Below are 19075 nucleotides of genomic sequence, written 5' to 3'. Positions count from 1 at the left end.
AACTGCTAGCACATTGATAGTCGACAAATATCAACTGATATCACGTGGATAACTCTTTTTGTTACAGCAAATGTGTTTAATCAGCTGCCTTAATCAGCGCATATGCGCCAATAACCGCACCGATGAATTCCAGCCATCCCCCTGCAGCCAGCAGGACTCTTTTTTGAATACTTTCTTCATCTTCTATAAGAATTCCGATAGCATCGAGAACTGCCGCTACTGAAATTAATGAGTAGCCAAGTGCTTCCAGACTGCTGAGAAATTGATTTTCCCCGTATTCAACAGCTTCCGCTTCCAAAGCTGCACCCACGGATTGAATCGTACTTCCCAGTGCATTGAAGCCTGACACAGAAACTGAAGGATTTTGAATTTCGATATTGTTTGCAGCGGTGTTGATGGAGTTTCCGCCTGCCTGTGTAAAGCTCCCGATAATGCCATATAAATCTGTATCTTCATTTCCTTCGGCTAAATGAATTCTTCCAAACCCCTGGAAGCTGTTGCCAACCGCCTGGACTCCATTTCCGTCCCGTATCAATTTTTTGTTGAGATTGTTTTGATCCGGGTCTATGGTTTCACCAACGGCAGAAATAAATGTGCCCACAACTAGCAAATACGCTCCAATTGTTAGTAGCTCATCTCCGTCTAGATACATGCTTACCCCTCTCTACAAAAGTTCTTCATTTAGCCACACAGAAGATTTTGAGTCTGGTTCATTGTTTTCCTCACTGCCCTCAGTATCAGGGTCATGGTTTACCTCGCTGCTCTCAGTATCAGAATCCTGATTTTCGCCCTCAAGCACACCGATTAGGGATAAGACGGAACCGACCGCCTGAATCCAGCTTCCAATGGCAATAATATTATTAGAGCTATCTCCTGGTCCACCACTCTCTTTTTCCCTGAGATTGGCCGTACCTCCAATTGACTGAAGTGAATTTCCTATAGATTGAAGCAGGTTGCCATTTATATTAAAAGCCTGGCCGGGTGCAGTGGGATCTTCCAATTCTTCTCCAAGTGCAGCCGCTCCTCCAAGAGCCTGAAGCCAGTTCCCTGTGATTACTAATTTCTCCTCATTTTCATCCTCCAGATCTAAAGTTAAGCCGGCAATAACAATACTGTTGCCAATTGCCTGTATCTCATTGCCGAGCTTATCAAGTGAAGGTCCTATTTGCCCGTCCGCCTGAAGCGCGTTGCCTGTTCCCTGCAGGGTGTTTCCTACGATATCAAGGCCCTCAAATAATTTATCCATTTTTTCTGACGTTGCGGGTATGGTTGAGACAGCAGAAATGATCGTACCGATGGCAGCTAAAGTGGCTCCGACGACCTCTTTTAGTTGATTGTCCATAACATACTCCTTAGCTGACGTATGATTAATTGTATTCATTCAATTCATAATGGGTGCGGAGTGAAGATGGTGAAGTGGTTTGAGAGTTTGAATAGGGAATTATTTAATTAATGAGGCTTAACTAAATATATAGCTAAGCAAATTTCGAGATTAAAAAGAGCATTTATGCAAATCGGATTCCGCAGTGCCTGTACACTAAGTACAAATTTAGATGTATTTTCTTAATAAGCTCTGTCCATGCATTTTAAATAGAGTTGAGGATTCCGATTTAGATAGATTATTGTGAACATAGTGCGAATTTAAGTTAATTCAATGATTTTTCTGTGCGATTTGACTGAATTCCGTATGTTTAGCTTATTTATGTGTGCCTGTTGCCCCAACTATATGCGCTTAAACTTGATTTCTGTGCGGATAACCATGTTTTATGTGCGCATAGCCCTAATTTATGTGCGAATAATGAAATTTCTGTGCGCTTAGCTTGATTTCTGTGCGCTCGGCCGAGCTAAGCTATATTTCTAAGTGCCTACACCTATGCAATAAAAAAAGCCGAATTCCATAGCTTTGGAAAAGTCGGCTTCTATTATGTCTAATTTGTTTAGAGTTTGTGCTGCGCTATTATTTAGCAGCACGCCACCCTGAGCTTATACTAAATAAATTTGAAGAAAAAGGCGATTGAAAATGCCGCCTTTCAACTCCTTAATGAAGGTGGAGTAAAGGATTTAAAAGTAAGGGACATCGCAAAGTGCGCTGGGACTTCTCCAGCATCAATCTATAATTATTATGGGAGTAAAGAGAACTTAATTGTAGAAAGTCTGAAATCATTTTATGAGAAAGAATATCAAAAACTAAAACAGCTGGTCGAAAGTGATGATGTGTTTATAAATCAGCTGCATAACTATTTCCTTCAAAAGCCTAAAAACACCAATTTGTTCAGGGAAGATATCATTAAAGAAACTTTAAATGAAAATAGTGAATTAAATAATGTGGTAAAAGAATATCAGGCATTAATTCTCCCCCTTTTTATCCGGTGGATTGAAAAAGGACGCAAACAGGGATATATAAAAGAAAACATTACAAATGATATGGTAATGATTTACTACCAGTTGATGACGAAATCAATCGAGCATCTATTTCGAAATTTACCAGAGGAGCAAGATAAGGAAAAAATATATAAAGGAATTATAGAAATGTTTTTCTATGGTTTTATCGAAGAAAAATGAACATCAGCATTAATAAGGAAATCAGCTTATTTATGTAAAAAATGAATCTAAATCAATTTCGCCATTTATTTAGCTAGTTCCAAATCATAAAATTAATAATACTAAATCATTACTAGTGTTTTACTATGTTAGAAGGTAAAACAGGGACTTTGCATGCGCCTGGAGCTAACATTTATTAAGAAGTAAGGGGTTCAGGCCCCCTGCTGCTAATGATTCATGGTGGAGGCGGAGAAGCTGAGAAATTTCAAAGGGTTGCCGACAATCTTGCTGATAGATACTCTGTTGTTACGTATGACCGCCGCGGGCACTCCCGGAGTATTCTTGAATATCCAGACGAGGACTACAGTATACGCCGGCACAGCGATGATGCTCACCTGCTGATTAGCGAACTGGCAACTGAACCGGCATTCGTATTTGGCAGCAGCTCCGGTGCTGTCATTGCCCTCGATTTATGCATCCATCATCCGCCTTAATACCTCACGAACCAGTTTTAGTTCAGCTATTATCAGGAGATGAACTCGAACAGGCAAAGTGTTTTTTAAAATCTCTGCAAAAAAATCAGCAAAAAGAAATATTAAAATTACTGGCATCATCTGAACTCGATAATAAAGATTCCGAACTTACAAACCGTCTTTTAAGTAATTCAACTTACTTTGCTGAAAAGGAAATTCTAGGAATACTCAACTATACATTAGATAGCCATGCACTTAAGATTGCACTAACCTCTTCGCTGTTTCAGGTACTTCCTGCAGCCGGCAGGGCTTCACGGGAATCTTTCACTTATGGATGCTCGATTTTATTACCTCAACAGCTGGAAACAAACTTCATTGAGTTCCCTGGTCATCATGGGGGTTACAATTCAGAGGTTCATCATGAGTTTGCTGAGAAGCTGCATGATGTTATTTGCCGTAATCGAGGCGAGAATTGAATATCAAAAGATCAACACTCAGCAACAGCATAATCTGAGCGCTGATCTGGATGATTTAATAACAAATCATTGCATATCTATTTACGAGCTTTGGCTGCCTTTTCAAAAATTAATGCTCGCCCTCTGTATAAATTTGAAAGTTCACTCCAAATTTATCAATTACACTGCCATATGAAGGGCTGAAGAATGTTTCCTGAAGAGGCATGGTTACTTGCCCGCCCTGCTGAAGTGCATCAAAAAATTTCTTCGATTTTTCAGGGTCTGATGTAGAAAGGCAGATTGTCACCTGGTTCCCTGTTTGATGATTCTGGCCAGGGAATGTGTCGCTAAACATGAGTTCGTTCTCCCCAACCTTTATTGTGGCATGCATAATGCGGTCCTTGGCTTCTTCCGGAAGAGGATATTCAGGGTTTTCAGGACCTTCCTCAAACGTCTGCTTATACAATACTTCTGCCTCCAGCGCTTCTCTGTAAAATTCAATTGCTTCATTCGCATTTCCGTCCATCACTAAATAAGGTATCACTTTCACTGTCATTCTCATCAGCCCCTAAAATAGTTTTATTTTTCTTAAAACTTACTACAGATTGATTTTACAAAAAAGAACACATGTTCGCAATAATTATTTTTAAAAAAACGGTCTACTTTTCTCCCTAAGTTTATATTTTATAGAAATGGTGCTGGAACTTGTACCACATTCTATAGGCAAAGGTGAGATGAGAATGTTTGCGGTCTATTATCTTGATGGGAAAAATGTTTTATTAAATCAGCTTCGCAAAAGTGTTCCACATGAGGGTGAAGAGGTCAGAATCAAGGGGCGCAAAGGAAAAGTAACCAGTGTAATGGCAGTGGAGGAAAGCAAAATTCATGTACAGGTAGAACTTGAAAGTGTAAACAAAGCGAAGCTTGCGGCAGCAGATGATAAAAAGAAGAAAAAGAAAAGATAATAGAAACCCGCAGAAATCTGCGGGTTTCCATGTTAATGCAGGTCTGCTCTAATCTCCTGCATTTTTTTTCTGACCAGGGGATAAAAGTTATTTTTAGCGCTGTCAGTGGAATTCCCGCCGAAGAACATAGTGCCGGGACAGGTTTTAACTGCATGGCCCCGGGAGTTATCCAGGACTCTTTCCCCCGTGTTTATATCCCACCAATGGTGATAGGTGATGCTGTCAATGGATGGCGTCAGGCCATATTTCAGCATGAGTAGAGCTGTGACGGTCACAATCGTTTCTTTCTGTTCAGCCGTCATTTGATCAGAGTCAAAATCGCCAATATTTTCGATTGCTATGACAACCGCTTCTATCCTGTGCATTATCTCTTTATTCTTCAGGCCGAAGGAGCCCTCTGGTGCTAAATCAAATGGCCGTCCGACAGCCACCGTTCCATCCGGGAATGTGGTCAGCTGCTGGCTGATCATCTTCCACTTCATTCCGCTGACATGATACTCCTCCATCCCCTTCATAATCGCAAAATGATTCTTGCCATTGAACTGCTTGTAGGATGGCCTGTAGGTGTGATGCTGCTGAACCTGGGCCACTTTTCGTTTGAATTTGTGATTGAAAATCCATTCCTGGAATTCCTCTCTTGTCATAAGGACAAACTTGCCATCCATAGCCATTTTCTCAGGTGCAATTTTTATCTTTTGCCCCGCATGTAACGCATCGGAGGACAGTCCATTTGTTTCCCTGATAATCTGTATACTTGAATCATATTTATCCGCCAGCCCCCAGAGTGTATCTCCTGGAGCCACGTTATGAAAGATTGGGACACGCAGTTTTTGCCCAGCAATTAGTCTGTCTGACTGCAGGCCGTTATATCGTTTTATGTCCCCTTCTGCTGATCCATATTTTTTAGCGATGATTTTCAGGGTATCCCCCTTCTTTACTTCATAGATATGGCTCGGGCTGTTTTCGGCATGTGCAGTGCTCCCAATTATTTGACAGAATACTGCGAGACTGAGGAAAAAAATCATGCATTTTTTCATACTGAATGTCCTTTCCATCCGGTTTTTAATATTTTTGTATAACGAATGAAAATTATCCTCTCTTTTTGGCATGATAATGAAAACCGCAGGGTATTTTCTATAGCAGGTAAAAACGAAAGGTGTGTATCAGCATGAATAATTTCTTCTCAGAGATCTGTGTGCCCATTCAGACTCCATTTGGATTTAAACCGGCTGAACAAGAACCATTTGATTTTACGTTCGACCGGAAAGACGTCTTTATCGACTGCCAGATCGAAAAGGATGGGCAGGTATATGACATCAGCCAGGATGACAATGGCCAGTGGTATTTATTCAAGTCATTTGGATGTGATTCTCTTGATGAACTTAAGCTTTCCAGGCAGATTTTCAGACCGCCCTATTTACATAACGAGAATTTGCCTCTAGTGGATTTAATGGAGGGAGCTGATATTCATCCTCTTTATGAAGGCCATGACAAAGCCTACGGCCATGCACTGGCTCTTACTGATAATCTCTCATCTGTTCCCGCTTTCCGGCAGGCAAGACTGGCAAATTATGATGGCTCTGATGACCCCACCATTATAAAAAGAATTCATTATATCCAAAACGAATACAAAGAAGAAAGCACCCGGTTTATTTCCGGCTTTGAAACACGTTCTTTTGCAACGCTTACAGAGAATGAATATTATGCACGAGAAATTCACCTGCCGAAAAATGCACGAACCTATTTGAAGCTTTTTGTTTACTTTTCCAGATATGGCAGACTTCCTTCACAGCAGATGATGCCGCGTTTCCTGGCCAATTTATGGGCTTCTGCACAGACCTTGAATACTTCAGCCAATTCTGCCCTCTATAAAATGGAAGAAATAGAAGCACAATAGGGCCGCTCCTCCTAATCCCAGCGGGCCCCTCCATTTTAACCGGATGTCCCCATTTCTTTTATTGAAACATCAATGATGAATTTTACCGGTACCTCGCTAAACGTGGCATCCCAATTATTTTTAACCTTATTCTACTCTTGAGGGTAGCTGATTTGAAGGCTTTTTCCAAATCCGAGCACATCCATTTTATACTCTTTCTGCGTTTTCTCTAATACCTTTTCCGCCAGACGCCTAATCTCTTTTTCCGTAGCTTTCTCTGCTTTTTTCATGTTCTTTTCGTCAAATGACTTTCTGTTAATATCCCATTGCTCCGCTATACGCCCCTCCGTTTCAATTTTAACCGTGAACGAAATCGACCCTTTATTTACTGAAGGCTTAATTTTACTTTTCATTGACATACTTTCATACACAATGGGCTGGCGGGTCTCTTCATCGTAGCTATTTACAAGCCCGCCTTTTCCTTTCCCTTTTATCCAGGTCACGCCTTCAACCTCTTTATCGTCCAGAAATGCACGGAGGGTTTTCGTTTTTCCATCAATCATAGCAGCGCCTGAAAGCTTTCTGCCGTTCTTTTCTGCCGCAACGGACTGTAAAAGAAAGCTATTTCCTGAATTCAGCAGCCCTTCTATTTTAGCCATTGGCATATGTGTAAGGATTTTCGTGGTTCGATCCGCACCCTGTATCATTTCAACAAGCTGGATTGCAGGTATTACAGTGGGTTCGGCTGATTCCAGGGTTTTACTCGCATTTCCTTCAGCAATAACAAAAAGGGTACTTGGACGTAATTCCTGTTCCCGGCGAAAAAAATCAAGCACCTGTTCAAGATTGTAGCTGCGGGCAAGTTCTTCACCAAGAACGACGATTTTTGCATGTTCACCAAAAGCACGTTTGTCAGATTGCAGAACCATATTTCTTAAAGCTGGTATAACCGCATCGCCTGTTTCGGTTATATTTTTATAGGGTCTCACTTGTGCTTGCCCGCCATTTGTGGCATTATTGGCTGTCTCTGCCGTAACCAGCTGATTCGTCAGCTTGAAAACATTGCCAGTATCCTGTTCATTGGTTTCCAAATCAACTGCCGTAGCTATGATCAGGCCAAGGTCCTCAATTTCTTTGCTGCTCCAGCAGCCAGTTAATGTAATGAAGACTAGGGTCAAAGTTAAAAAAAGTTGTACAGCCTGTTTTCGCCTCATGCTTTAACACCCTTTATTTTTGAAATGATAAGCAGAACGAAGGGCAATAAAACAAATAATAAAAAGGCGGTGATTCCAATCATGTCGCCCATCGCAAAAACTTCATTCATGTTGCGCGGAATCATGCCCATCAGGTAGATAACAGGCAGAAGGGCAAATTGAATGGGTCCGATCTTCTTTTTTGAGATTTGTGCAAGGCCCAGGGAAGCGGCATAAAAAGTGATGGTGAAGGTGGTAAAGATCTGCATGATCCAAATAATCAGCAATAAAGACTCAAATCGTTCGAAAATGAGGCCTTGAATTTCAAAACTTCTAATCAGATCGATCGTTGGCCAGGTTTTTGTTACTACTCCATCTACAGACAGCGCTCCTATAACCATCACCACTGTCATCAAATAAAAGCACATCGAAGTTCCCGTCCCAATTAAGACAACCTTTACTGCCTGTGATGGCTTATCCATAAATGCAACAATAATAAGCATAATTTCAATTCCCAAAAATGCGAAAACGGTTGTACCCACACCTTTTACCAGAGGCATTATACCTGAACCTAAAACGGGACGGAGGTTATCCAGTTCAAAGATCCCAAAACTCATGCTGATGACAATCAAAAAGATGATGACCGTAATCGGAAGAATCAGCTCAAATAACCGGGCAATGGGATCAATGCCGCCAGAGATCAGGTAAAGCCCTATCCACATAAAAGGCATAATGATGGCCCAAATCGGAGTGCCTTCAAGCAAAAATAAACTGGTTACCTCTGAAAGTACCCTTACCTCATACGCAGCCAGGCTAAAAAAATAAATGACCATGAGCAAACTGAGAAAAATGCCTGCCCATTTGCCTGCAATTTCCTGACTGTATTTATAAAAGGTTCTGCCAGGATATCTTTGACTGAGCTTTACGATGATAACGCCTGCACACATAGCCAAAAGGCCCCCCAGAATAACGGTTATCCAAACATCAGGCGAGTTTATTTTTTCTGCAGCAGTTCGCGGAAGCGTAAGTATGCCTGCAGCAAGAATATAATTAACCAGTATGACTGCTGCTTGTACACTTGATAGCTTTTCCTTGGAACCGATTTTCAAGCAAATGACCTCCTGTGAATCAGATTAGCCTTTCCTGCCGGGATCTTTTGGACTAAGCATACTTGGCCTTTGTTTCAATACTTTTAACGGAAAACGTATGATAAAGTCCTTCCAGTCGCTTAGACGATATGGGACCGCCAGGCTGATATAGGGAACACCAAAGCTTTTGAGCTTGACTAAATGGCTGCTGAGCAAAAGGAAAAACAAAATCACTCCATACAACCCAAACACAGCAGCAAAAAACATACATCCAAATCGAAGGTAGCGCAGGGAAATCCCCAGGCTGTATTCCGGAATAGCAAAGGATGAAATAGCAGTAACCGCAACGACAATAACCATAATCGGGCTGACAATGCCGGCTGAAACTGCTGCCTCTCCAATAATTAAAGCACCGACAATGCCGATTGCAGGACCAATCGGCTTCGGCAATCTAAGCCCGGCCTCACGAAGAATTTCAATGGCCACCTCCATGATCAGAGCTTCTATTATGGAAGGAAATGGCACTCCATCTCTGGTGCCGATTAGGGACATAGCTAATTTAGTCGGAATCAGACCCTGATGGAACGATACGAAAGCGATGTAAAGTGCCGGCCCAAAAAGCGAAACAAAGATCGCAACAAAACGCAATAATCGAATGAGTGAGCCGGAAACCCACCGTTCATAATAATCCTCAGAAGCTTGAAGCATCATGCTGAATGTGACAGGAACCAGGAGTGCAAATGGGGTGCCATCAAGGAGAATGGCCACTCTTCCTTCCATTAGAGCAGCCATTACCCTATCAGGCCGTTCCGTATTCTGCACCTGGGGAAATGGACTAATGTAATTGTCCTCTATAAGCTGTTCGACATACCCTGATTCCATCACATGGTCGATGTCAATTTCCCTGATTCTTGTTTTTACTTCCTCAACAATGGATGGATTTGCAATATCTTCAATATAAGCAACAATAAGATCCTTTTTGGTGCGCTTTCCTACAATGAACTTGGAGAACGTAAGCTTAGGTCCGCCATTCTTCCGCAAAAGAGCTGTGTTATCACAAAGGTTTTCATTAAAGCCTTCACGAGGCCCTCTGACAGCCTGCTCGGAAACAGGCTCTTCAATACTTCGTGTTTTCCCCTTTGCTGTTCCTAACACAAGCATCTCTGAGGAACCATCCAGGAGAAGAACAGCAAAGCCCTTAAATATATGCGGTATCGTTTCATTTATCCTGGCGGCTGTTTGAACATCGCTAAGGAAAAGAATATGTTTTTTTATATTATCAATGGTATATCTCTTTTTTTCATCAAGCCGGCCATCATGCTGTATATCTGTAAACCCATGCATTAGCGACTTTATGATATATTTATCAATCAGATCTTTATCAGAAAGGCCTTCAACAAAAATCAGTACGCCTTGAACATTTGTAAGCCCAAGATTGAACCCGCGAAAATGGACGTCTGAATTATGGCCGATTTCTTTTTTAAATGCCTCCAGATCCCTTTGTAAATCACCAGATAGTCTGTCCGGAACTTCATTTTCATTCATCATGTCATGAATGGTTCTGGTTTTTAATGGTTTCTTTCTTACCCGGAAGATCTTCATTTTGGCGAACCATCCTTTGAAGGCCCAATTTTCCTGAAGAATGCTGAAATTCCTAGTGGTACAATCAGGACGGCAAAACTCTGCAAATATATCTCCCATTCAGGCAGATGGGAAATGACGGTTTTCCACATTTTACTCACCCTTTAAATTACCTAAAATATACTGCATTATGTAGTTAGGCTTCCACTTCTTGCCTATAAACATCCATTCAAATATCTTTTTTTCAGGCAGGCACCCTGTTTCGCCACAAAGAGCCATTTTCCGACCTTCCGGCGCAGGAAAAGTCTAATCCTGCGCTTTCCCGAGAAATATACAATGTTGATAAAGCGCTTACAATGCTGAAAAGCATAGATTTGGGAGAGTTGAAAACAAAAAAAGCAGGGAAATCATTTCCCCGCTCATTTGCCGTCCGTTATTTGTTTTAATATTTCATAGGAACGCTTTTGTTTTTCTTCATCATAGATATAAGATACCGCCATGATTTCATCCACATTATACATACTCTGGAACTGCTCCAGCTGCCCTTTAACTGTTTCTTTGCTGCCCATCAGGGTCACGCTTGACATTCCCTCTGCCGCTTCCTTCTCCATTGGGTTCCAGATAGAATCCAGGTCCTCCACCGGAGGGCTCAATTTCATGGAAGTTCCTCTGACCACGTTCAGGAAGAACTGTTTCATCGTCGTTGACAGGTATTCAGCTTCCTCATCCGTTTCTGCCGCAATGACATTTAAGCAGACCATCATATATGGTTTATCCAGAAATTGTGAAGGCTTAAAGTTGGCACGGTAAATCCGGATGGCGTCCTCCATCCATCTTGGAGCAAAGTGTGAAGCAAATACATAAGGAAGCCCCAGCTCAGCAGCCAAATACGCTGAATCTGTCGAAGAACCAAGAATATAAATGGGAATGTTTGTTTCAACCCCCGGGTGTGCTTTCACATAGCTCTGCTCCTCTAAAGGGCCAAAGTATGTCAGCAGCTGCTTCACATCCTCAGGGAATGTATAAACAGAGTCATTCTTTGAACGGCGAAGCGCATTAGCTGTCATCATATCCGTGCCAGGTGCCCTTCCAAGTCCCAAATCGACCCGATCCGGATAAATAGTTGCCATCGTTCCGAATTGCTCAGCAACCACTAATGGTGCATGATTCGGCAGCATAATTCCACCGGAGCCAACGCGGATCTTCTTTGTATGCTCCAAGGCATGCTTTATTAAAATGGCAGTAGCAGAGCTGACCAGTGTAGGGGTATTATGATGCTCCGCAATCCAATAGCGCTCGTAGCCCATCTCCTCTGTTGCCTGAGCCAGATCAACAAGATCCTCGATTGCCTGCCTGCTGTCCTTCCCTTCCCTGATAGGTGCCAGGTTCAAAACAGAAACAGGTATTTGTATATTCGTCATTTTATGATCTCCTTTGTGAAGAATTGATTTTATTTTAACAACCGAAATAAATTAAGGAAACTTTAATGCTTAGTGTGAGCAGAATTCATGAAAAGCTGTGGTTTTATGAGGAGTTTCTGCAATGGAGTGGGAAGATATCAATTTAACCGCCAGTGCTTAATACAAAAAATCCAGCCCCCTGCTGTAAGGGACTGGCTATCAGCTTACTCTTAATGGTTCTTCACTTTCAACAGAATCACTGGTTTTTGCCGGTTTTTTCTTATTCAATGCCAGCAGCAGAATCATGCCAAAGATACAGGCAGTACCCGCCCATTGAAACATACCGAATGGTTCGTTCAGCCAGAGTACCGTAGTAAACACTGCGGCCAGCGGCTCCAGGCTGCTTAATAGGCTGGTTTCTGATGGAGACAGCGTTTGGAGACTTTCAATATAAAACCAAAACGCCAGCATCGTCCCAAAAATAATAACGAAAACCAAGTACAGGTATGCTTCAGCCGTTAAGCTGCCGAACTCCATTTTCCAAGGGGGATGGATGAAGCTCAATGCTGTTCCGCCAATCACCATCGCCCAGCCAACCACCACTAGGGAATCATACTCCTTAAGCAGCGGGATGGCATATAACGTATAAAATGCCAGTGCCACGCCGGATAGAATTCCCCATACAATCGCAGGTGACGGTACGGACAGCTGGGAAACAGAACCATTGGTCAATAACAGAAAGCATCCCGCTAAAGCAAGGGAAACGGTCACCATGTCCTGTCTGGTAAACACGGTCTGCTTTCGCAGGACCAGATAAATGATAATCATAGCCGGTGCCAAATATTGAAGCAGCGTGGCCACAGCCGCATTGCCATGATGAATGGATGCCATATAGGTATACTGTACACCCAGCATTCCCGCCAATCCAAAAATCAGCAGCATACCAGCTGCTTTTTTATTCTTCCACACACCAAACACCTGTGAGCGATCTTTGAGTGAAAATTGGACGGCCAAAAGAAGAACACCAGCAATCAGAAGCCGGGCTGTGACAAGCCAATCAACAGATATTCCAAATTCCTGAAAGAGCTTTTGGGCAACTGTCCCGCCAACTCCCCAGAATGAAGCTCCAAATATAACGAGCAGTAAGCCCGTAGTCCTTGAACGTCCTTTCATGTGCGAAGCCACCTTAAATATAATAATAGTGTTATAATAAACCAAATTAATTGATAAAAATAGCTAGATATCATAAAAAAATATAACAATATTGAGGTGGCTTTTATGCAGATTACAGATTTTGAAGTGGATGAAAGCCTGAAGGAAATGACGAAACACAGGACGGTGGTCATCCCTGTTGCCTGCTACGAAACGAAAATTGCAGATAATATCCATGGAAAAATCCCCTTGCACTGGCATGAGGAAATTCAATTTCTCCTGACACTCAAAGGCGACGCCCTGGTTCAGGTCAATGAGGAAAAATTTTCGGTTAAAGAAGGAGACTGCCTTTTCATTAATAGCGGATGTCTTCATTCGGCCCAGGATATTAGCGGTGATTGCGTTTACCTTTGTTTAAATGTATCCCCTCATTTCCTGCTTCCCCAGGAACTATTCAGCAGCTATGTTACTCCATATATTTCAGCCGCCAATCTATCATACCTCGTTCTGGACGGGTGCAAGGAATGGGGGAAAAATATAGTAGACAGCATACTTGAAATCAGGGACTTAATTCATGAGAGTCCGCCATTTTATGAGATGGACATTGCCTGTCTGCTTGCACATATTTGGCAGCAGTTAATCAGGAACGGATTCCAGCTGGAACACACCCGGACTGAGGGTGAAAAACACAAGCGGATGAAGGAAATGCTGAATTGGATCCATGAGCATTATGCTGAAAAAGTCACCCTCAGCGATATTGCCAAAGCCGGCAGACTGAGCAAATCGGAATGCTGCAGATATTTTAAAAAGATACTAAAGACCACACCCATTCATTACCTGACTCAGCACCGCCTGCAAAAAAGCCTTCCCCTGCTTCAGGAGCCAGACTCGAATGTTACAGAAGTTGCCTATAAAGTAGGCTTCAACAGCAGCAGCTACTTTATTGAAAAATTCCGCATGACGATGAATATGACACCTTTAGCGTATAAAAAGAAGCGGAACTGAGGTCAGGAAATCGCCAAAGATGGCCCGAACCTTTCCTGGACATGGGGTGAAATCCGGCAATCTAAACTGATAAGATACTCGGCCATGCTTCCCTGAAAAACAACATCTACATTTTCCAGTTCCATAAACTCATGCGGCATAACAAGCGAGGGCGGTTTAGATAATTGGACAATTTCACATCCCTGCAGGACTGTTGCTACAAACTGAGAGCAAAAAAAAGCCTTTTTTCTTGAAAGCTGTTTATTAAACATAATGGCAAAAAGGCCAAGGAGGTTATAATTGTAGTCTTGTTTTTTAGATTCTATCTTATTTATGAGTGCTTTAAGCCTGCTGTGCTGTTCATCTGTAACAGAACAGCTAATAACGGTACATCTGGAGTTGCTAAAAAGTTCACCTCTGGTATTTTCTTGAACAAAACCGCCTATGAATGGATTTTTCGCCGTTTTCCTGCCAAAACTGTACACTTCTTTCAATTCTGGATCAAGTGAGATAGAAGCATGATTATAAGACTTTTTGGTGTACAGCTTAATAAGCCGCGTGAATAACGTTCCGGTATCCGTAAGGAGTATATAGATTTTTTGGTTAGACATAACGCATCTCCTTATCAAAAATATGAATATACTTTTATGATATAGAGATGCGTATTTTAGATTAAGAAGCCTGCGCTGTATTTGGAGATAGGTCTTGAGGCTTAGGGGTAATGGGGGTGGTTGGGACACTATGTTAAGTTAGGACTCTGATTGCCTCTTTTCCCCTTCTTGTGTTCAAAGTTGGCTCAGGTTCTGACTCTAGTTGACTCTTTTCTCTTTTTTGGTCAGAAGTTGGACCAGGTTCTGACTCTAGTTGCCTCTTTTCTCTTTTTTGTGTCCAAAGTTGGCTCAGGTTCTGACTCTAGTTGACTCTTTTCTCTTTTTTGTGTCAGAAGTTGGACCAGGTTCCGACTCTACCTGTCTCTTTTCTCCTTCCTGTGTCAGAAGTTGGCCTAGGTTCTGACTCTACCTGTCTCTTTTCTCCTTCCTGTGTCAGAAGGTGGACCAGGTTCTGACTCTACCTGCCTCTTTTCCCTTTCTTGTGTCAGAAGGTGCTTCAGGTTCTGACTCTACCTGCCTCTTTTCTCTTTTTTGTGTCAGAAGTTGGACCAGGTTCTGACTCTAGATGACTCTTTTCTCTTTTTTGTGTCCAAAGTTGGCTCAGGTTCTGACTCTAGTTGACTCTTTTCTCTTTTTTGTGTCAGAAGTTGGACCAGGTTCCGACTCTAGTTGACTCTTTTCTCCTTCCTGTGTCAGAAGGTGCTTCCGGTTCTGACTCTAGTTGCCTCTTTTCCCCTTCTTGTGTTCAAAGTTGGCTCAGGTTCTGACTCTACCTGCCTCTTTTCTCTTTTTTGTGTCAGAAGTTGGACCTGGTTCTGACTCTACCTGCCTCTTTTCCCCTTCCTGTGTCAGAAGGTGCTTCCGGCGAGCACTCTACCTGCCTCTTTTCTCCTTCCTGTGTCAAAAGGTGGCCCGGTCTATGACTCTGCCACCCCCAAACCCGCCATCTCTATCAGAAGCTGCACTCACCCAGCCCCATAAAAAAAGAGCATGCCCACAAAGGACATGCCCCTCACTCACTCCGGCATATTCAGCCGAGGGAAAAACTCTTTCACTAAAAATATCCCAAATGGCACTGTAAAAATAGCCAGCAAAAAGCCGCCAGTAAACAGCAGGCCAATGCTGAATAAAAGGATGATGATGCCAAACCATGCTGCGAATGAAGAGAGCGTGTACTCATACATCCAGCCCAGGAAGGTGAAGGTTCTCCCAAGGAACTCTTTTTTCTCGCCTGCTTTTTTCACATGAATCATGGTTAAGATAAAGCTCCAAAGCAATAGCAAGGGAAGTCCCCCTACTAGTAAATAGCCAAAAAGTTTCATGCGTCTCCTCCAAAGATTACTCCATAAATCTCATTAAGTCCCCATGTACAATATCATCGGAGAATCCAAGTTCTTTTCTGGAGATATCCATTAAGGGTTCACAGCCCGTAATATCTGTTTCTTCTTCCGATTCGGTTTTATAGCATTTTCCGGATTTGTATAAATACTCTTCAGCTATGAAACTTCCATCCCGGAAGGTAACAGGATGCTGGGGATCCCTGGTAAACAGGTTCTGTCCGAAGCTGAAATTATCTTCAGCACTTATGCCGAGCAGGTGAAGAATGGTTGCCCTGATATCGATTTCTCCGCCAACATTGGAGAACGTTTTACCGCCCTCAAGACCCGGCACATGAATAATCAGCGGCACACTCTGCAGCTTCATGCGGTTAACCATCGTATCTTCCTGGCCCAGCAGCTCAATCACGCCATGCTCATATTTGTCTGAGATGCCATAATGGTCGCCGTACAGGACGAACATTGTATTTTCATAGAGTCCGCTCTTTTTTAAATCCTGGAAGAACGTTTTAATGGCTTCATCCTGGTATCTGACGGTTGTGACATAGCGGTTGACCACTGTTTCACTGGTATTGGCCTCAGAGATAAACTGATCTTCCTCCTCCAGCAAAAACGGAAAATGGTTTGTTAATGTAATAAACCTTGCATAGAAAGGCTTTTGCAGTTCCTCCAGATGCTGAATGGATTGCTGGAAAAATGGGATATCCTTAATCCCGTAATTCACAGAGTTCTCAGCACTGACCATATAATCTGCTTTTGAGAAATAACGATTATAGCCTAAAGAATCATACATGGTCTCCCGGTTCCAGAATGAAGCGTCATTCCCGTGGAAAACGGCTGAGTAGTAGTCCTTCTCGGCTAAAATATGGGGCAGGCTCCGATAGGTATTGCCAGGTTTTCGGACAAATGCCGAGCCGCTCGACAACGGATATAAGCCTGTATCTACCATGAATTCCGAATCGGACGTCTTGCCCTGTGCTGTCTGATCATAGATCCGGCTGAAATAGAAGCTGTCTTCTATCAGGGAATTAAGGAAAGGGGTTATTTCCTGGCCGTTCACCTTCTGGTTGATCACAAAATTCTGCGTGGACTCCATGCTGATCAGAACGACATTCATCCCTTTTGCGGCACCAAAGTAATCCGATTGCTTTTCTTCGTGGGATTGAACATAATCAGCCGAAGCCTTAGCGTCGGTCGCGCTCGCAAAAACGCGGTTAAGCGGGGTTGCAGCAGCAATGCCGATATCATAAAGATGATACTGATACAAGCCAATATGCTTCACAAGCTGCTGGCGATTATAGGATTCCGAGAATAAATGAGGCACCTTCACCATCCCGAGAGTAATGGTGATCAGAACAAACATTAGACTGACTGCACCGTAAAGCCTTTTTGATTTATTTTCAGCCTTCACGCCTCCTGATTTCCTTTTTACATAAAACAGCCAAAAAATAGCCAGATCCACCAATAACAGAAGATCCCATGGACTAATCAATTCAAAAGTACTCGGTCCAATCCCTCCAACATTTTTGAACTGAAAAAGGATCGGAACGGTTACAAAATCTGTATAGAAACGATAATATAGAAGATCGCCAAAAAGAATGCCGGTCAGAACGGCCATCACTGCAAAAATTGCTCCCGGTTTGACCTTCCGCTTAAAATAGAAAGGGATTCCGAGAATGACCATGATGGCACCAATCGGGCTTAAAGTCATAAATAAAACATCGGTCCAGTTCTCAGGGTGCATATTGAATCCAATAAAGGAGACAGCAACTGTCTTGATCCAGATCAGGATGACGGCAGCCGTAATCGGTGAAAGCTTGTTAAATAGCTTCATAATCATACCGCTTTTCAGACTGTTTTTTAATTATGTCTGCCATCATTTCGATAGCTGTCATGACCTTCTCTTCTTCCTGTGCCCCCATAAGTGCCACCTGAACCCAATTCCTTTCAAGCAGGTACCCGCTTTCATAGCTTAAAAGGATGCCTTTCTGTCTGCATAAGTCGCCAAATTCCCTGCTGGATATGCCCTCCGGCAAATGGACAGTAAGGATGCCCGGTGAATAATCGTCCCCGCCCAGAACGGTGAAGCCCTTCTCCTCCAGTACTTCTCTAACTTTTACAGATATTCGTGCTATTTTCTCATAATCTATCAGCTTTACACTCTCTTTTAATGCGTTAACCAGATTGGAAGAATGGGTGTATGGGATGCTTTCATGGTCCTCATACATCTTTAAATCCAGGTATCTGGGAACACTTCTATTCCCCTTAAATCTGTCTCTATGGAACACGATCGCAAGGCCAGGATATGAGCCAAATCCTTTTCCGCTTACAGTGGATGCCATATAAATTTTCTCAAGATTAAGCGGAACGATCCCTGCTGTACTGCATGCGTCCACGCAAAGCTCGGCACCATGCTTCTCACATATTTCTTGAATTCCGCTGATATCAAATAAATATCCGGTCGAGGTTTCACAGTGGACAGTCCAGACCCATTTTATAGAAAGATTTTCTTTCAGCATGAAGGCAATTTCTTCATGCTGAATCGGCTCATTCCAGTCCTTTTCAATCGTCTGAAAAGATAACTGAAATCTTCTGGCGTGATCAATGAGACGATAGCCAAATTCACCATTGGCCAGGATCAGCCCATTCCCCTCCAAGTTTTTCAGCTGGGCAGCGACAAGATCGTTGGATAGTGTTCCGGTCCCAACAATTACCTGCGCGCAGGAGGCACCGGTCATACTGCATAATTGTGCACGCAGCTCCTTCAAGCCCTGGATAAAATCATGATTGCGATGAGAGACGGCTTCCTTGGCAAAAGCTCTTTTCACATTCTCATGAATAGGAACCGGTCCAGGTAAAAAAGAGTGCTCAGAGTTTCTGGCCATTAAGCGTTTAAAGACCTTTGTGGAACGTTCGAAATTCTCTTTTGTTAAGTACATGGGCTGAAACTGGGCTCCTTCTTCTCCTGTCAGAGGGCCAAACGGCAAAAAGCCGATCCGCTTATATAATTTCAGCTGCCTCACAGTCCCAGATATCAGTGCCATCGTATAATTTTGTTCAAGACAAAGCTCAACAAGCTTTTCACAAAGCTGATAAAAGACTCGGCTGCTGCGGTATTCTTTCTTGACTGACAGCAGGCGTACCTCGCAAAATTCCCCTTTAACAGGCAAGTATTCTTCGAGATTGGGAAGTTTATAGTCTAGCGAAAACGGCCTTTTCGCACGGATGGCGATCATTCCTGCCACTTCATTGCCAGCCTTGGCAATCACATATGTATTTTCTTCATGGAATTTATCTATTAATTCCTGATTTTCATTTTGCTTATGCTGCGGAATTTCTTCCACAAATGTCTGATAGTTCAGCTGATGGATTTGTTTAAATTCATCAGGTTCAGCTGCGATTTTGCAGATAATATTCAT

General features: G+C 42.7%; 16 protein-coding genes and 2 pseudogenes. 5 read left to right on the top strand and 13 right to left on the bottom strand.

The annotated features are described in order from the left end of the window. Positions 1–76 precede the first annotated feature (76 nt). Positions 77–652 carry a DUF6944 family repetitive protein gene (locus AC6CHU_RS00800; RefSeq protein ID WP_251284251.1) on the bottom strand — a complete coding sequence of 192 codons (576 nt, stop codon included), beginning with the start codon at positions 650–652 and terminating at the stop codon, positions 77–79. A gap of 105 nt (positions 653–757) precedes the next feature. Continuing rightward, a pseudogene (locus AC6CHU_RS00795) lies at positions 758–1342 on the bottom strand (DUF6944 family repetitive protein); the annotation flags it as partial. 656 nt (positions 1343–1998) lie between these two features. On the opposite strand from AC6CHU_RS00795, the gene AC6CHU_RS00790 reads away from it, so the two are divergent. Beyond that, positions 1999–2562 carry a TetR/AcrR family transcriptional regulator gene (locus AC6CHU_RS00790; protein ID WP_498119640.1) on the top strand — a complete coding sequence of 188 codons (564 nt, stop codon included), beginning with the start codon at positions 1999–2001 and terminating at the stop codon, positions 2560–2562. A 125-nt stretch (positions 2563–2687) separates the two neighbouring features. Continuing rightward, positions 2688–3490, top strand: a pseudogene (locus AC6CHU_RS00785) (alpha/beta fold hydrolase). A gap of 109 nt (positions 3491–3599) precedes the next feature. On the opposite strand, the gene AC6CHU_RS00780 reads toward AC6CHU_RS00785, so the two are convergent. Next, a complete protein-coding gene (locus AC6CHU_RS00780) occupies positions 3600–4025 on the bottom strand; it encodes a VOC family protein (protein ID WP_159867566.1) in 426 nt (141 codons plus the stop codon). Between the two features lie 184 nt (positions 4026–4209). Between AC6CHU_RS00780 and AC6CHU_RS00775 the strand changes: the two genes are divergently transcribed. After that, the gene (locus tag AC6CHU_RS00775; protein ID WP_159867563.1) at positions 4210–4434 is read left to right on the top strand and encodes a hypothetical protein; all 225 of its coding nucleotides are present in this window, start codon (positions 4210–4212) and stop codon (positions 4432–4434) included. Between the two features lie 32 nt (positions 4435–4466). Here the strand turns inward: AC6CHU_RS00775 and AC6CHU_RS00770 are convergent, their stop codons facing one another. Further along, entirely contained in the window at positions 4467–5348 is an 882-nt protein-coding gene (locus AC6CHU_RS00770) for a LysM peptidoglycan-binding domain-containing protein (protein ID WP_498119844.1), read from the bottom strand. Between the two features lie 254 nt (positions 5349–5602). On the opposite strand from AC6CHU_RS00770, the gene AC6CHU_RS00765 reads away from it, so the two are divergent. Then, entirely contained in the window at positions 5603–6331 is a 729-nt protein-coding gene (locus tag AC6CHU_RS00765) for a hypothetical protein (RefSeq protein WP_201306569.1), read from the top strand. 131 nt (positions 6332–6462) lie between these two features. Here AC6CHU_RS00765 and AC6CHU_RS00760 read toward each other — a convergent pair whose 3' ends face one another. From AC6CHU_RS00760 to AC6CHU_RS00740, 5 genes are all read right to left on the bottom strand, one after another. Further along, complete coding sequence (locus AC6CHU_RS00760) at positions 6463–7524, bottom strand: Ger(x)C family spore germination protein (protein ID WP_498119638.1); 1062 nt, start codon at positions 7522–7524, stop codon at positions 6463–6465. Continuing rightward, positions 7521–8612, bottom strand: coding sequence for a spore germination protein (locus tag AC6CHU_RS00755; RefSeq protein ID WP_498119636.1), 1092 nt, complete (start codon positions 8610–8612; stop codon positions 7521–7523). The genes AC6CHU_RS00760 and AC6CHU_RS00755 overlap by 4 nt, the downstream gene beginning before the upstream one ends. A 24-nt stretch (positions 8613–8636) precedes the next feature. Then, positions 8637–10193, bottom strand: a complete 1557-nt coding sequence (locus tag AC6CHU_RS00750) for a spore germination protein (RefSeq protein WP_498119842.1) — start codon at positions 10191–10193, stop codon at positions 8637–8639. Between the two features lie 398 nt (positions 10194–10591). Beyond that, the gene (locus AC6CHU_RS00745; protein WP_251284249.1) at positions 10592–11593 is read right to left on the bottom strand and encodes an LLM class flavin-dependent oxidoreductase; all 1002 of its coding nucleotides are present in this window, start codon (positions 11591–11593) and stop codon (positions 10592–10594) included. A 198-nt stretch (positions 11594–11791) separates the two neighbouring features. Further along, positions 11792–12745 (bottom strand): DMT family transporter, encoded by a 954-nt coding sequence (locus AC6CHU_RS00740; RefSeq protein ID WP_159867551.1) that lies wholly within the window; start codon positions 12743–12745, stop codon positions 11792–11794. 105 nt (positions 12746–12850) lie between these two features. Between AC6CHU_RS00740 and AC6CHU_RS00735 the strand changes: the two genes are divergently transcribed. Further along, positions 12851–13729 carry an AraC family transcriptional regulator gene (locus tag AC6CHU_RS00735; protein WP_498119634.1) on the top strand — a complete coding sequence of 293 codons (879 nt, stop codon included), beginning with the start codon at positions 12851–12853 and terminating at the stop codon, positions 13727–13729. A gap of 2 nt (positions 13730–13731) precedes the next feature. Here the strand turns inward: AC6CHU_RS00735 and AC6CHU_RS00730 are convergent, their stop codons facing one another. From AC6CHU_RS00730 to AC6CHU_RS00715, 4 genes are all read right to left on the bottom strand, one after another. Beyond that, positions 13732–14319, bottom strand: a complete 588-nt coding sequence (locus AC6CHU_RS00730) for a hypothetical protein (protein WP_159867545.1) — start codon at positions 14317–14319, stop codon at positions 13732–13734. A 1016-nt stretch (positions 14320–15335) separates the two neighbouring features. After that, on the bottom strand, positions 15336–15641 hold the full coding sequence (locus AC6CHU_RS00725; protein ID WP_159871032.1) for a hypothetical protein: 306 nt from the start codon (positions 15639–15641) through the stop codon (positions 15336–15338). Positions 15642–15657: 16 nt separating this feature from the next. Further along, positions 15658–17490, bottom strand: coding sequence for an LTA synthase family protein (locus AC6CHU_RS00720; protein ID WP_159871029.1), 1833 nt, complete (start codon positions 17488–17490; stop codon positions 15658–15660). Further along, positions 17477–19075 (bottom strand): aminotransferase class V-fold PLP-dependent enzyme, encoded by a 1599-nt coding sequence (locus AC6CHU_RS00715; RefSeq protein WP_159871026.1) that lies wholly within the window; start codon positions 19073–19075, stop codon positions 17477–17479. The genes AC6CHU_RS00720 and AC6CHU_RS00715 overlap by 14 nt, the downstream gene beginning before the upstream one ends.

This window comes from Cytobacillus sp. GQ23, assembly GCF_059758675.1.
The sequence above is the reverse complement of the archived record's forward strand: the minus strand, read 5'-3'. Positions and strand labels throughout refer to the sequence as shown.